The organism is Helicobacter sp. 16-1353, assembly GCF_003288815.1.
Taxonomy (GTDB): Bacteria; Campylobacterota; Campylobacteria; order Campylobacterales; family Helicobacteraceae; genus NHYM01.
Map to the genome: position 1 here is coordinate 70739 of NZ_NHYM01000005.1, position 14137 is coordinate 84875.

At 34.3% G+C, this 14137-nt stretch carries 16 protein-coding genes; 8 read left to right on the forward strand and 8 right to left on the reverse strand.

Annotation, left to right across the window (positions count from 1 at the left end; translation table 11 throughout):
- Positions 1 to 60: 60 nt before the first annotated feature.
- The 4 genes from folE to CCY99_RS04325 are packed head-to-tail and all read right to left on the reverse strand — an operon-like array spanning position 61 to position 3122.
- Positions 61 to 600 carry a GTP cyclohydrolase I FolE gene (gene folE / locus CCY99_RS04310; RefSeq protein ID WP_112060185.1) on the reverse strand — a complete coding sequence of 180 codons (540 nt, stop codon included), beginning with the start codon at positions 598 to 600 and terminating at the stop codon, positions 61 to 63.
- Position 601: 1 nt separating this feature from the next.
- Positions 602 to 1531 (reverse strand): zinc metalloprotease HtpX, encoded by a 930-nt coding sequence (htpX, locus tag CCY99_RS04315; RefSeq protein ID WP_112060186.1) that lies wholly within the window; start codon positions 1529 to 1531, stop codon positions 602 to 604.
- Positions 1521 to 2660 (reverse strand): tRNA pseudouridine(13) synthase TruD, encoded by a 1140-nt coding sequence (truD, locus tag CCY99_RS04320; RefSeq protein WP_112060187.1) that lies wholly within the window; start codon positions 2658 to 2660, stop codon positions 1521 to 1523. The genes htpX and truD overlap by 11 nt, the downstream gene beginning before the upstream one ends.
- 21 nt (positions 2661 to 2681) lie before the next feature.
- Positions 2682 to 3122 (reverse strand): copper resistance protein CopD, encoded by a 441-nt coding sequence (locus CCY99_RS04325; protein ID WP_112060188.1) that lies wholly within the window; start codon positions 3120 to 3122, stop codon positions 2682 to 2684.
- 104 nt (positions 3123 to 3226) lie between these two features.
- Between CCY99_RS04325 and CCY99_RS04330 the strand changes: the two genes are divergently transcribed.
- The 6 genes from CCY99_RS04330 (at position 3227) to CCY99_RS04360 (ending at position 8716) form a co-directional block, all read left to right on the forward strand.
- Positions 3227 to 3835, forward strand: a complete 609-nt coding sequence (locus CCY99_RS04330; RefSeq protein WP_112060189.1) for a ribonuclease HII — start codon at positions 3227 to 3229, stop codon at positions 3833 to 3835.
- 69 nt (positions 3836 to 3904) lie between these two features.
- Entirely contained in the window at positions 3905 to 4750 is an 846-nt protein-coding gene (locus tag CCY99_RS04335; protein WP_112060190.1) for a fumarate hydratase, read from the forward strand.
- A gap of 9 nt (positions 4751 to 4759) precedes the next feature.
- Positions 4760 to 5308 carry a Fe-S-containing hydro-lyase gene (locus CCY99_RS04340; protein ID WP_112060191.1) on the forward strand — a complete coding sequence of 183 codons (549 nt, stop codon included), beginning with the start codon at positions 4760 to 4762 and terminating at the stop codon, positions 5306 to 5308.
- Positions 5308 to 5886 carry a YqiA/YcfP family alpha/beta fold hydrolase gene (locus CCY99_RS04345; RefSeq protein ID WP_112060192.1) on the forward strand — a complete coding sequence of 193 codons (579 nt, stop codon included), beginning with the start codon at positions 5308 to 5310 and terminating at the stop codon, positions 5884 to 5886. Before CCY99_RS04340 ends, CCY99_RS04345 begins: the two co-directional genes overlap by 1 nt.
- A 121-nt stretch (positions 5887 to 6007) precedes the next feature.
- Positions 6008 to 7234, forward strand: a complete 1227-nt coding sequence (gene trpB, locus CCY99_RS04350) for a tryptophan synthase subunit beta (RefSeq protein ID WP_112060193.1) — start codon at positions 6008 to 6010, stop codon at positions 7232 to 7234.
- Between the two features lie 774 nt (positions 7235 to 8008).
- Entirely contained in the window at positions 8009 to 8716 is a 708-nt protein-coding gene (locus CCY99_RS04360) for a Sir2 family NAD-dependent protein deacetylase (protein ID WP_112060195.1), read from the forward strand.
- Between the two features lies 1 nt (position 8717).
- Here CCY99_RS04360 and CCY99_RS04365 read toward each other — a convergent pair whose 3' ends face one another.
- Genes CCY99_RS04365 through CCY99_RS04380 form a run of 4 tightly spaced genes read right to left on the reverse strand, consistent with a single transcriptional unit; the run spans position 8718 to position 12684 of the window.
- The gene (locus CCY99_RS04365) at positions 8718 to 10046 is read right to left on the reverse strand and encodes a TRAP transporter large permease subunit (RefSeq protein ID WP_112060196.1); all 1329 of its coding nucleotides are present in this window, start codon (positions 10044 to 10046) and stop codon (positions 8718 to 8720) included.
- A gap of 1 nt (position 10047) precedes the next feature.
- Positions 10048 to 10608, reverse strand: coding sequence for a TRAP transporter small permease subunit (locus tag CCY99_RS04370; RefSeq protein ID WP_112060197.1), 561 nt, complete (start codon positions 10606 to 10608; stop codon positions 10048 to 10050).
- An 18-nt stretch (positions 10609 to 10626) separates the two neighbouring features.
- Positions 10627 to 11658, reverse strand: a complete 1032-nt coding sequence (gene hemE / locus CCY99_RS04375) for a uroporphyrinogen decarboxylase (protein ID WP_112060198.1) — start codon at positions 11656 to 11658, stop codon at positions 10627 to 10629.
- Positions 11659 to 11718: 60 nt separating this feature from the next.
- Entirely contained in the window at positions 11719 to 12684 is a 966-nt protein-coding gene (locus CCY99_RS04380; RefSeq protein ID WP_112060199.1) for an asparaginase domain-containing protein, read from the reverse strand.
- 66 nt (positions 12685 to 12750) lie between these two features.
- Between CCY99_RS04380 and CCY99_RS04385 the strand changes: the two genes are divergently transcribed.
- Positions 12751 to 13131, forward strand: a complete 381-nt coding sequence (locus CCY99_RS04385) for a DUF1090 family protein (protein WP_112060200.1) — start codon at positions 12751 to 12753, stop codon at positions 13129 to 13131.
- Positions 13132 to 13242: 111 nt separating this feature from the next.
- Positions 13243 to 14091, forward strand: a complete 849-nt coding sequence (locus CCY99_RS04390) for a transporter substrate-binding domain-containing protein (protein ID WP_112060201.1) — start codon at positions 13243 to 13245, stop codon at positions 14089 to 14091.
- Positions 14092 to 14137 lie beyond the last annotated feature (46 nt).

A 14137-nucleotide genomic window follows, 5' to 3' on the forward strand; every position in this document is an offset into this window, starting at 1 on the left:
AAAGTTGATTTGATTAATTGTAGCTAGAATCTTACTTGAAAATATACTAAATAATGAAATTTATTTTATATGTTCCATAAACTCCGCTCTACTTCTAGCATCTTTCTTAAAAGTTCCACGAACAGCACTTGTTATGAGTGTTGCATTTTTCTTTTCAATCCCTTGCATAATCATACATAAATGAGTAGCTTCTGTTACTACCATAACACCTTGTGGCTTTAGCTCTTCCATAAGAGTATCAGCAATTTGTGTAGTGAGATTCTCCTGAATCTGCAATCTCCTTGAAAATATCTCGACTACTTGGACTAATTTTGAGATTCCAATAAGTTTTTTATCCGGTATATAGCCAAGTGAAATAGTTCCAAAAAATGGCAAGATATGATGCTCACACATCGAATAAAACTCTATATTTTTTAAAACCACCATTTCATCACAACTACCCTCGCTAAAGGTAGTTTGTAAAATATCTTTAGGATTTTTGAGATACCCGCTATAAAGTTGCTCCCACGACTTTATCACACGATTTGGGGTATTTTTCAATCCTTCTCTTTGTGAATCTTCCCCAATAATCTTAAAAAAATCTATAAAAAAATTCTCCATTTTAATGATTTCCTAATAATGATTTAATACGATTTTTAATGCTTGGGTGTGTGCTAAATGCCTCCTTTGGGTCGAAAATATACGCCGCTCTGCGAGTTGGATTTATATCGACTTGGCTATAATCTGTGTTTTCATAACTACCACTTATTTTTTGCAATGCCCTAATCATAGGCTTATTATCTTTCATAATATATGCCGCCCCACTATCTGCCATATATTCCCTGCTTCGGCTTAGATACATTTGTAGTAAAATCGTAACAATTGGCAAAATAAATTGCAAAACTAATAGAATAATCCTAGCGACATTTGCTCCGCTATTTCTATGACTTCCAGCAAATAAGAAAATAGAGTAATTTGCCACAAGTAGCATTATATTTCCTAAAACACCAACGACTAATGTCAGCCTAATATCGCCGTGCCGAATGTGGCTAAGCTCGTGTGCCATAACTGCCTTTAGCTCATCTCGCTCTAGATTTTGAATTAAGGCTGTGGTTACGGCGATTAGGGAGTTTTGGGCATTCCAGCCACTTGCAAAAGCATTCATATATGATGCTTCCATAATATAGAGTTCTGGCATAAAAGGAGTTTGGGAATCTCTTACTAATTCTTCTAAAATATTATAAACATCTTGCTCTTTACGCCCTAAAACCTTGTTTGGGTCGATTTTTTTATACTCACTTCCACTAAGCATAATTTTTTTAAAATTTGAAATCATTATAAAAATAGCAAAAACAGCAATCACAAGCATAATAACAGTAACCAATGGAAATTCCCTAAAGGTTATTAAATCAATCAATCCACTAGATAAACTTCCTGCATTAATCCTAACAACATCTACAAGCAAACCAATAATGATAAAAATAGCAAGATAAGTCGCCAAAACAGCATTTGTCCTAGCCTTGTTTTTGGCAATAACTCTATCAAAATTCATCTATAAACTCCTCTTTTATAGGTCTATTTGCAAGTAATTCAAGGAGAATTGTAGCATAGCTACCTTTTGGCAAAGCAAAATTAAGCTCACCATTTGCAATATCTTCTTTATAGATAAATTCTAAATTTTCCAAGAAAATCCACGCAAATCGCCTTTGCCCTAACTCTCCATCTAATAATTTATCAATAAAATTACACTCAATCTTAAAAGCTAAATCTTTTGATAAAACACTTTTAGAGCCATAAAGTAAGCCAGTTGGGGCAATCTTGTGATTGTAGAATCTAATTGCAGAATCCTCATTTATAGAATCTTCTATAGATTCTGCTTTTATTACTGAAGAATCTTCATTAAAGAATAGTTTTCCATTTGGATAATGTTGCATAACATCACCTATTAAAAGCTTGAAAAAATGCTTTTGGGTTTTTAGATTTTTAATTAATGCGGAATCTAATTGCAATATTTTCATCGCTTCATTTACGCTAAAATCATTTATTATCTTGCTAAACTTTACACGATAATTAAGCCATTTATTAAATAAATAACTTTGATATGAGCTAATTAGAAATTGTGAAATTTTCCTATCTCTAATCCTTAATGTTTTTTCTAAGATTGCTTTACCTTCTTTGTAATTATCACCATTTTTGCCAAATCTTTGAGCACCAAAATAATTTGGGATTCCAGAATCTAAAACAATCCTACAAGCATTTTTTAATTTTTCTGCATCGATTTTATTTAGCTTTTTCAAACGAATAAAAAACTTATTGCCTTTTAAATGACCTAATTTAATCTTATTTTCGTGATAAGTAATATCGAGAATCTTTATATTTTCTATTTGCAATGATTCTATATTTTTTGCTAGTTTTTTATTTATTGAAATATATTGTGTGGTTAAAGCATTCTTATCTTTTAATCCTGCATATCCTATCTCAAATCGTTTAATATTTAGATTCTTACTCAAGATATTTAGCATTTCCATTGTGCTTAGATTTTTCTTTCTAATCTTTATGATTAGATGCTCACCACTCCCACTAAATGGATAAAGCGGAATCTCCTCTACAATAAAATTACGCGGATTCTTAGAAAAATAAAAATCAATTGGAGAATGACTTAAATGTGATAATAAATCCACTATATATCGCTTATTATTAAATTATATATAAAACATAAGTTTTGCAAAAATAATAATAAAAATCGCCAAACTAAGTGCCAATGGGTGAATGATATTGCTTAGCGGATTCCTACACTTAAATATAAACGCACAACTAAGGGAAATAGCGACAAAAATAAAAATTAAACACGCAAGAAAAACCTTTATCATTAGTAGTTTTTGTAGGTTAGAATGAAAAAATCCAACATCAAAACCTACATATCTAAACAACATCAATAACCCTGTAATTAATAGTAAAAGAACACAAGTAGGCATAATTTTCCTAGCACGTTTTGCAATTGCACTAGATACCTTACTTTCAATTTCTGCTCCAAGCATTTTTTTAACATTTGGATAAATGATAACATCAAAAAATAAATATCCTACAAATATAATTGCACAAAATAAATGTATGATTAATATGATTGGGTATAAAGTCGCCATATAATATAAATTCCTTATATTTTAAGTTATTGATATTTATCTAAGGTAAGTTTAAATTTGACTTAAAAATACTACAATATACTTAAAAAGATTGGAAGTAATTATTGAATAAAATAGATAAAAACACATTATTTGATATGGAATGTCTCATTGATAGAAAAACTATCATTTGTGGGATTGATGAGGCTGGAAGAGGCTCTATTGCCGGAAGTTTATTTGTTTGTGGTGTGCTTTGTAGTATAGTAGATATAGAAAATATATCAAATATTACCGATAGCAAAAAGCTAACTAGAAAAGCTAGAGATGAGATTTTTAATAAGGTTTTAAGTCTTGAGATTCCTTATTTTGTAGCTAGTTTTAATGCCAATGAAATAGACAATATTGGAATCTCTAAATGTATGCAAAGTGCGTTATCAACGATAAAACAATCACTAAATACAAAAAAATATATATTTGATGGCAATACAAACTTCGGGGTTAAAGGTATAGATTGCATTGTAAAGGGCGATAGCCACATTCCGCAAATCTCACTAGCAAGTATCATAGCAAAATCCCTAAAAGACAAGGAAAGTGATGAATTACACATTAAATATCCACACTACAAGTTAGATAAACATAAGGGTTATGGCACAAAAGAGCATATAGAAGCCATAAAACAATATGGATTATTACCAATACACAGAAAAACATTTAAAATTAAATCAATATCATAATCTTAATGTTTTATTTATCCTAAAAAGTGCTAGAATCTTATAGTTTTATTTAAAGCAAAGGAGAGAAAAGTGAGAGAAATACGATATGAAGATATTGTCAAAAGTGTCGCAAAGCTCTGCGTAGAGGCTTGTTGCGTGCAAACACCGGATATAAAAAAGGCATTCGAAAACGCCAAAAATAAGGAATCTTCGCCCCTAGGCAAAAGCATATTAGATAAGCTAATCGAAAATGGCAAAATCGCGGAGAAAAGCTTTATCCCAATCTGCCAAGATACGGGAATGGCGGTGGTTTTCCTAGAAGTGGGGCAAGATGTGAGAATCGTAGGCGGATATTTAGAGGACGCCATAAATGAAGGCATAAAAGAAGGCTATGTGGGCGGATACTTACGAAAATCCGTCGTAGAAGAGCCACTTTTCGAGCGAAAAAACACCACGAATAACACCCCAGCTGTAATCCACACCAGAATCGTAAAAGGCGATAAGCTAGGTATTACAATGGCGGCAAAGGGCTTTGGGAGCGAGAATAAGAGCATTTTAAAAATGCTAGTTCCCGCAGATGGAATTGATGGCGTAAAAAAGGTCTTTAAAGAGGCAATCGACCTAGCTGGTCCAAATGCCTGTCCTCCGCTGGTCGTGGGTGTTGGAATTGGCGGCACGATGGAAAAAGCCGCAATTTTGGCAAAAATCGCCGCAGTTAGAGAAGTCGGCAGCCACAATAGCGACCCAAGATACGCCAAGCTAGAGGACGAACTCCTAGAAATCGCCAATAACTCCGGCGTAGGTCCGCAAGGACTAGGGGGCAATACAACGGCATTTGCGATAAATGTCGAGTGGTATCCAACGCATATTGCGGGGCTTCCAGTGGCGATAAATATCAACTGCCACGCTGCTCGCCACGCACACATCGAACTTTAGGGGGATAATATGGAAATAAAATTAAACGCTCCATTTAGCAAAGAGGATATTAAGGATTTGAAAGCTGGGGATAATGTGCTAATTAGTGGGCAAATTATCGCTGCAAGGGACGCCGCGCATAAAAAGCTTTTTGAGGCTTTTGGGAGGGGAGAGAAAATCCCTGTGGATTTGGTAAATCAAACCATTTATTACTTAGGTCCAAGCCCAGCGAAGCCCGGAGAGGTCATCGGTGCGGCAGGTCCAACCACAAGTGGGCGAATGGATAAATATACGCCGATGATGCTAGATTTTGGCATTAGCGGAATGATTGGCAAGGGATATCGAAATAAAGAGGTCATTGAGGCGATTATCAAGCATAAGGCGGTTTATATGGTCGCAATTGGCGGAGCTGGAGCACTGATTGCCAAAAGCATAAAGAAATACGAGGTTTTGGCATATCCGGAGCTAGGACCTGAGGCGATAGCTAGACTTGAGGTGGTGGATTTCCCTGCGATTGTGGCGATAGATTCTAAGGGCGTGAATTTCTACGAAATAGGGCAAAAAAAATATAAAAAATAATGAAATATTTTTATTTACATGGTATGCATTCTTCCAAAGGATGCGATACCTATAATCTACTATCTCAAGCATTTAGTGAGCTAAAAATCATTGATTTAGAATACTTTGTAGATAGAAATTGTAGTGAGAATCTAGATTCCCTAAAAACTCAAATACTAGAATCCCTAGACTATAATAAAGAAGATTTTATATTATTTGGTAATTCTCTAGGTGCATTTTATGCACTTGCTTATAGTGCATTTATAGAATCTGCCAAAATTTGCTTTCTTTTTAATCCCGTTATAAATCCACATATGCAATTAGAAAAATATATAGGTAAAAATGATAATAAAACTACAAATACCACATTTATTTTTAGTAAAGAGAATCTAGATTCTTATAAGTCTTTTGTCAAAATACCACAAAGTAAATTAGTGGTTTTTCTCGCTGATAATGATGAGCTTATAGATAATCAAAATAGTATGGAATATTTCAAAAATATAGCTGATATTGTGATGTTTTATGGCAAACATAAAATACAAGATTTTAAGCAATTTCGTAATAGAATCCTAGATGAAATTAATAATATTGAAAAGTAGCATAATGAATAATATATTTATGATTTTATTAAATCCTAGATTCTTATGGTGGTGCTTTAAGCACCGCATATTATACACACTACATTAAAAAATAAATAAAAAATATAAAAGGATTGAAATTATGAAAAAACCATATTTAAAAGAGTTCCCAAATGAAGAGGGATTTTTTGGAAAGTTTGGCGGGGCATTCGTGCCGGAAGCGATTGCAAAGCAAATGCAAGAGATTAATAAGGCTTATGAGCTAATCGCACAAAATGCGGAGTTTATAGCCGAGCTTAGGAGGATTCGCACTCATTTTCAAGGGCGACCAACACCGATTTATTTTGCTAAGAATCTAACCAATAAATACGGCGGAGCGGGAATCTACCTAAAACGAGAGGATTTAAACCACACTGGAGCCCACAAGCTAAATCACTGCATGGGCGAGGCATTACTAGCAAAATTTATGGGTAAAAAGAAGCTAATAGCCGAGACTGGAGCAGGACAGCACGGCGTGGCGTTAGCCACTGCGGCGGCGTATTTTGGTATGGAGTGTGAGATTCACATGGGAGAAGTGGATATAAAAAAGGAATATCCAAATGTCGTTAGAATGAAGATTCTAGGGGCGAATGTCGTGCCTGTAACTTTTGGGGCAAAAACGCTTAAAGAAGCTGTAGATTCGGCATTTGAGGCGTATTTAAAAGACCCGATAAATTCCATTTATGCCATAGGAAGCGTGGTGGGACCTCACCCATTCCCTCGCATTGTGCGGGATTTCCAGCATATCGTGGGGCTGGAGGCAAAAGAGCAGTTTTTGGATATGACAGGCGAACTACCAGATAAAATCATCGCTTGTGTGGGTGGCGGAAGTAACGCAATGGGGATATTTAGCGCGTTTATCGAAGAGGATTTTATCGAGCTAATCGGCGTTGAGCCACTTGGCAAATCAAAGTTGGATAGCGTGAAGCTAGGTGAACACGCCGCAAGTCTCTCATATGGGAGCGAGGGCGTGATGCACGGCTTTAACTCCATTATGCTAAAAGATGGCGACGGAGAGCCAGCAAGTGTGCATAGCGTGGCAAGCGGCTTGGACTACCCAAGCGTGGGACCAGAACACGCCTATTTAAGTTCCATTGGGCGGACAAAAGTTATGGCGATAAACGACGATGAGGCGATAAAGGCATTTTTTGAACTAAGTCGATTTGAGGGGATTATCCCAGCTATCGAATCTTCCCACGCCGTGGCGTATGCACTAAAAATTGCCAAGGATTTCCCGGGTAAAAAACTGCTTGTAAATCTAAGCGGTAGGGGCGATAAGGATATAGACTTCGTGGTGGAAAACTACGGCTATGGGGATAGCGTGAAGTAAGGCTCCAAAAGATTTCAAAATCTTTAATTTAGACTTATCGTAAGTTTTCTTGCAAAAAAAGATTTGGCAAATTATTTTGTTTTTAATGCTTCTTGCAAGGATATTTTAAGAGCTAACGCTCTTAAAATCTCTATTCCCGCTCACCGCCTTTTTTTATTTCTGTGAGGCTGACGCCTCCCATATTTTTTTAAGAGCATAGCTCTTAAAAAGTAAATTTCTTAATCTCCGTGCGTAGCACGGATACCGAAAGAAGCGTCGTCGAGGGTTGGCAGGAAATTTCGCTTCGCTCATTTTGGGGGCTTCGGGGGATAGGGAGCGAACTTTGCCTTTACTAGAAACTGCGTTTTGCCTTTGGCAAATCATCATTTAAGCCCCCCTTGTCCCCCTTGAGCTGAACTGGGAGAAAAGGCGGAATTTGCGGAGATTCTAATCCGCTAAAACACTCAAGTTGGCGAAATCTAAAGCGTGAACGAGAAAATGAATTCGCCTTGAAATATTTTCATTTTATAAAGGCTTTGCCTAGAATCTAAAATTATACGGGATTTTATTCGGTGGAGGGCTTCGCCCTCGTTTTTATTCTCAATCCCACCCACCGCCCCTATTTGGTGCTTCGCACAAATTTTAGTTTACGAAAATTGCTACGCAATTTTTATGAAAATTCTTTAAAGCACAAGATTCACATTAAATAAGCGACAAAAAAATAGATTTATAGCTTAAAAATGATAAAGAATCTTGTAGAATCTAAAGCATATTTTTAATGTAAAAGGACTTCAAATGCCGGATTTTAAAAATGGTAAAATCATCGTATTTAGTGGGGCTGGGATAAGTGCGGAGAGTGGAATCGCCACTTTTAGGGATAGCGATGGCTTGTGGGCGAAGCACGACCCAAATACTATCTGCAACTACCGCAATTGGGAGAGTAACTACGAACTCGTGCATAGTTTTTATAACAAAAGACGCAAAGAGCTAGAATCTAAGCTCCCAAATCCCGCCCATAAGCTTATTAAAAGGCTGGAGGACGAATTTGGTATTATTAATATCACGCAAAATATCGACAATCTTTTTGAAAAAGCGGGGTGTAAAAATGTCGTGCATTTGCATGGGGAGCTGACTTCGCTTAGGTGCATTAGGTGTGAATGTATTATTGAGATTGGCTACAAGGCATATGATTTTAGCCCTTGTCCTAAATGTGGGGCGGAGCGGCTAAAGCCAAATGTAGTATTTTTCTACGAAAATGCCCCAAAATATGCCGAGCTTTATACAATATTTAATAATATTTGCGATGATGATATAGTCCTAGTTATTGGCACGAGCGGCGAGGTCGTCAATATCTGCTATCTTCTAAATAAGGGGTATAAAATACTAAATAATTTGGAGAAGTGCCCAAGCATCGATGAAAATATCTTTGATAGCGTGTATTACAGAAACGCTTCAGTCGCACTGCCTTTGATTTATGAGGAGATAAAAAGGCTTAAAGGATAATCTAAAAGCCAAATATTCTCTCAAAATCATCGCTTGAGATAATTAAATCCGGAAATAAAAACAATAAAATTAAAACTAAAAGTTGCAATGCAATAAAGGGAATAACGCCTTTATAAATATCGACAATGCTTATTAAATCGCCAATTGCTGACTTTAAGAAAAATATGGAGAATCCAAATGGTGGCGTTAAAAAACTAGTTTGTAAATTTACTGCTATCAATATCCCAAACCAAAGCATATCTACTTGATAATGCATTGCGATACCGGATAAAATCGGCAAAACAATATAACATATCTCAAAAAAATCAATGAAAAATCCAAGTATGAAAATAATAAGCATAGAAAAAATAATAAAAGATAATGGGCTATCCAAATAAGATGAGAAAAAGTCAAGGACGACTTTATCGCCACCAAGCTCATTAAACACGAGTGTAAAGCAAGTCGCTCCAATCAATATCGCAAAAACCATACCGCAGAAAATCACACTTGCGATACTTGCTTCTTTTAATAATTTAATACTAAAACTTTTATAACAAATAGATAAAATAACAGCCCCTAAAACGCCAACTGCCGCAGCTTCGGTAGGCTCTGCAAAACCATTTAAAATACTTCCTAAAACAAGTAGTATTAAGATTATCGGTGGAATGGACATCTTAAATACTTCTATAATAATATCTTTTTTATTTTTATTCTCATCTCTTAATGGCGGGGCTAAATGTGGCATAAAAATCGCAATTACGATAATAAATATAATATACATACCAACTAAGAGTATACTAGGCAAAATCGCAGCAGTGAATAAATCCCTAACGCTTATTCTTAAAACATCGCTTAATATTATCAAAATAATAGAAGGAGGGATAATCTGCCCCAAAGTTCCACTTGCAGCAACAACTCCAGCTGTAAGTTTTTTATTATATCCAGCTTTAATCATAACAGGAATAGCAATAGCACTCATCATAACAACAGTTGCACCAACTATCCCTGTGCTAGCAGCTAATAAAACGCCAACACCTATAACACCGATAGCCATTCCGCCAGATATACTACCAAATAGCTTCGCGATGGATTCTATAAGTCTCTCGGCAATTCCACTTTTTTCTAGAATCATTCCCATAAAAATAAAAAGTGGAACGGAAATTAATGTTTGATTACTCATTATGCCATCGATTCTATTCGGTAGAAATGTAAGTAAATACGCAAATTCATCGCCATTAAAAACCATTAAATATGTCCCGACGAGTAATCCACTAGCTCCAAATGCAAATGCCACAGGCACACCAAGCAATAAAAGTGATATTGATAGGATAATTAAAAATGACAATTCCACATTACACTCCAATCATCGATAAATCTTCTTTTGTTATATCTTCATCGATAAAATCTACTTTCTCACCTTTTAATGCCATTATTGACTTTAGAATCTCACTTATACTTTGCAATATCACAAGTAAAAATCCAAATGCAATTAAACCTTTAAATATAAAATAATATGGGATTCTGCCATTTGGAGAGGATTCCATTATATGAAATCCTTGTAATGCAAAATGGAATCCAAAATAAGAAATCACAGCACTAAATGGAATAATAAAAAATAGATTAACAAAAATCCAAAAATAAAGCTTTTGCCTCTTAGAATATTTGACATATACAACATCTAATCTTACATGTTTATCCAATAAAAGGGCATATGAGATAGCAGGTAAGAAAAATGCACTAAAAAAATACATACTCAAATCATCAAAGATGGCACTAGCAATGCCAAACTGCAACAAAACAGCTTTAAGAAATACAATTAATGTTAATATGCAAAGCATAGCGATACAAAAATAAGAAAAAAATTTTGTTATAGAATCTAGTATTTTTGAAATTTTTAAGAAAACTTTTTGCATTTATCTCCACTCCAAATATTATCTTTTTGTTTTTTCTCTTACTAATTGAACTAATCTTATCGCATTACTAACAGGCAAATCTGGCAACATTCCATGCCCTAGATTAAATATATGTCCGCTTGTATTTCCCATAATATTTATTATGTCATCTATGCCACTTTCCATTGCCTCCATATCGTAGATTCTGCAAGGTTCTAAATTGCCTTGTAGGACAAATTTATCTCCTAATATATGTTTAGCATTTTTCATTGAAGTCCCCCAATCAATACCGAAAACATCAAAATTGCTATTCAAATTAGCAAATCTATCTAAAAATCCGCCAACTCCTTTTGGAAAAACAATAATAGGAATATTGGAATATGTTTTTTTAATATAATCTGCAATCTCATTAATATAGTTAAATCCAAACTCAATATAGGCTTTTTCTTCCAATGCTCCCGCCCAAGAATCAAAAATCATAATAGCATCTACTCCAGCTTTTATTTGAGATTCTAGATATAGTTTTAATTCATTTGTAAGTTTCTCTAATATATTGCGAAGTAGATTTGGGTTTGTATAAAGCATTTTCTTAGAATGGGTATAGGTTTTACTCCCCTGCCCTTCAATCATATAAGTAGCCAAAGTCCAAGGTGCTCCGCAAAATCCTATCAAAGCTTTATCTTTACTTAATTTTGCTCTAGTTAGGGAAATCGTATCATAAACATAATCTAATTTTTTATATGCATTAGTTTGCAAAATACCCAAATCATTATTATTTCTTATGCAAGTTTCAAACTTTGGTCCTTCATTTTTTAAAAAATTTAATCCCAAACCCATCTCAAGCGGAATAACTAAAATATCACTAAAAAGTATCGCTGCATCGCAATCAAGTATATCAATGGGCTGGAGTGTAACCTCACAAGATAGAGCTGGATTCTTGCATAAATCTAAGAAATTCCCAGCTTTTGCCCTAACTTCTCTATATTCACTCAAATATCGACCTGCTTGTCTCATAAGCCATATAGGCGTATATGGGGTATCTTTTCTCTTGCAAGCATCAATAAAAATCATTGTAAGCCTTTATAAATTTATATACAAATGTTAAAAAACACAGATTCTACCAAATTTAAACTAACTTATTGCAATGCTCTCCTCAAATTCATTAAATTTTGATAAATCAAAATCATTGCCTAAAATACACCATAGTAGAATCCTAGCTCGTCTTGCATCTAGGATTCCGCTCATAATTGCACCATTATTTTGCAAATCAATCTCACTGCCTTTATATCCATAAGTCCATTTTGTGCTAAAGCCAAAAGCCGTTCTAGAGGCAACTATTATAGGAATATTTAAGCTTTTAATCTTATCCATACTTTTAGCACTAATATGCCCTGAACCAAAGCCATTTATAATAATCCCATCAAATAAATCAACAAAATCTAATATCTCATTATTTTCGCCTAGATTCTGCTCTAAAAACATAATTTTTTTATGCTGTTTTGGGAGTGGAAAGGTCATACGCTTTAAAGGTAGGGCAAAAAATCTTGGTTTATTTTCTATAAGAATCCCCTCTAAATGTATCGCATCAAATGCATCGATAAAAGTGGAATGGATTTTTTTAATCCAATTTGCAGAAAAGATTCTATCTCCAACAACCACTAAAACACCTCTATTTTTGGATTGTAGATTACTTGCAACTGCGATACTTGAGCTAAGATTCCAAATTCCATCATAGGCAAATTCGCCCTCCATTCTCATAGCACCACAAAATATTATAGTCTCTTCCCTATCCCAAAAAAGATTAAAGAAAAAACTACTTTCTTCGATTGTATCAGTTCCTTGTGTTATAATAATCGCATTAATCCCACTATCAACGCTCTTTTTAGCATATACAATAACCTCACTTAGAATCTCAAAATCCAAACTACCGCTAGGTAGATTACAAAAACTTTTTGTTGTAATATCCAAATCCATATTACTATGCGATTTTAATGTAGCGATAAAATCATTAGCATCACTTGCTGGAATCCCAGCATTTAGCTTATTATCCCTTTTCATACCAATTGTTCCGCCAAGACTTATTATTAATATTCTCATTGATATTTCCTATATTTTTATGGATTTTAGATTATAATACTTAATTCACATTTTAAAGGAGTTTTTATGTATAAGATTCTAACTATGTCAATTTTAGCATTTGGGTTACTTAGTGCAAATAGCATAAGTGATACTTGTCAAAATAAGATTGATGATATAGAAAAGCAAATCAAGATTGCAGAGCAATTTGGGCAAAGTAGCAAAATAGATGGACTTAAAAATTCATTAGCAGCAGTAAAAGCAAAATGCGAAGATGGCAGTATTTCTAATGAATTAAAATCCAAAATATCAAAATATGAAAATAAGATTAAAGAAACACAAAGCGATATAGAAGCCGCTAAGGCAAAGGGTAAAACACTAAAAGTAAAAGCAGAGGAAGCAAAACTAAAGGTTTTACAAGGTGAGCTAGAGGAAGCAAAAAAAGATTTGGAGAATTTAGTCCCATAATCTCAATAAAAAGCAATATCGTTTGGTATTGCTTTTCTTCTTAGATATTTAGCTATCTTTTAGATTCTTTTTGAAACAATTCTTAGTTTAAAAATAATATTAGGAAATAGAATGAAAAAATTTTTTAGCATATTAACAATGATTTTTATAGGCGTTTTTTTCGTAGCGTGCGGAGAAAATACACAAGCAGAATCTACACAAAAAACTGATGATTCGCTAAGCAAAATAATAGAGCGAGATAAGGTTATAATCGGCGTTTTCGGCGATAAACCACCATTTGGCTATGTAGATAGCAATGGGGTAAATCAAGGCTTTGATATTTATATCGCAAAACAGGTTGCAAAGGAGCTTTTAGGTGATGAAAACAAACTAGAATTTGTCCTTGTGGAGGCACAAAATAGAGTTGAGTTTTTGAAATCAAATAAGGTTGATATAATTTTTGCAAATTTTACTAAAACAAAAGAGAGAGAAGAAGTGGTAGATTTCGCCCTCCCATATATGAAAGTCGCACTTGGTGTGGTTTCAAAAAATGGAGATATAAAAAATGTAGATGAATTAAAAGATAAAACTTTAATTGTAAATAAAGGAACAACGGCAGATTTTTATTTTAGCGAACATTACCCAGATATGAATATATTGAAATTCGACCAGAATACAGAGGCATTTTTAGCATTAAAAGATAATCGAGGCGAGGCTTTGGCACACGATAATCTATTGCTTTTTGCGTGGGCGAATGCAAATCCACCATATGAAGTTGGCATAACTCATTTAGGAAACGATGATGTAATCGCTCCTGCAGTCAAAAAAGGTAATACGGAATTATTAAATAAGCTAAATGAGATTTTGGTAAAACTTGGAAAAGAAAATTTCATTCACAAAGCTTATGATGCGACTTTAAGCGAAGTTTATGGGACGAATATCACTGCAGATTCCGTTGTGATAGAAAATACGAGTTTATAAATAAAAATAGATTCTATATAGAATCTATTTTTAATCTCAAAATGTA

Bases quoted from the DNA above. Each gene is read 5' to 3' on its own strand.
- hemE (WP_112060198.1), bottom strand. From the start codon at position 11,658: ATGATTTTTATTGATGCTTGCAAGAGAAAAGATACCCCATATACGCCT.
- CCY99_RS04390 (WP_112060201.1), top strand. From the start codon at position 13,243: ATGAAAAAATTTTTTAGCATATTAACAATGATTTTTATAGGCGTTTTT.
- CCY99_RS04340 (WP_112060191.1), top strand. From the start codon at position 4,760: ATGGAAATAAAATTAAACGCTCCATTTAGCAAAGAGGATATTAAGGAT.
- CCY99_RS04325 (WP_112060188.1), bottom strand. From the start codon at position 3,122: ATGGCGACTTTATACCCAATCATATTAATCATACATTTATTTTGTGCA.
- trpB (WP_112060193.1), top strand. From the start codon at position 6,008: ATGAAAAAACCATATTTAAAAGAGTTCCCAAATGAAGAGGGATTTTTT.
- CCY99_RS04345 (WP_112060192.1), top strand. From the start codon at position 5,308: ATGAAATATTTTTATTTACATGGTATGCATTCTTCCAAAGGATGCGAT.
- CCY99_RS04380 (WP_112060199.1), bottom strand. From the start codon at position 12,684: ATGAGAATATTAATAATAAGTCTTGGCGGAACAATTGGTATGAAAAGG.
- CCY99_RS04385 (WP_112060200.1), top strand. From the start codon at position 12,751: ATGTATAAGATTCTAACTATGTCAATTTTAGCATTTGGGTTACTTAGT.
- CCY99_RS04370 (WP_112060197.1), bottom strand. From the start codon at position 10,608: ATGCAAAAAGTTTTCTTAAAAATTTCAAAAATACTAGATTCTATAACA.
- folE (WP_112060185.1), bottom strand. From the start codon at position 600: ATGGAGAATTTTTTTATAGATTTTTTTAAGATTATTGGGGAAGATTCA.
- htpX (WP_112060186.1), bottom strand. From the start codon at position 1,531: ATGAATTTTGATAGAGTTATTGCCAAAAACAAGGCTAGGACAAATGCT.
- CCY99_RS04360 (WP_112060195.1), top strand. From the start codon at position 8,009: ATGCCGGATTTTAAAAATGGTAAAATCATCGTATTTAGTGGGGCTGGG.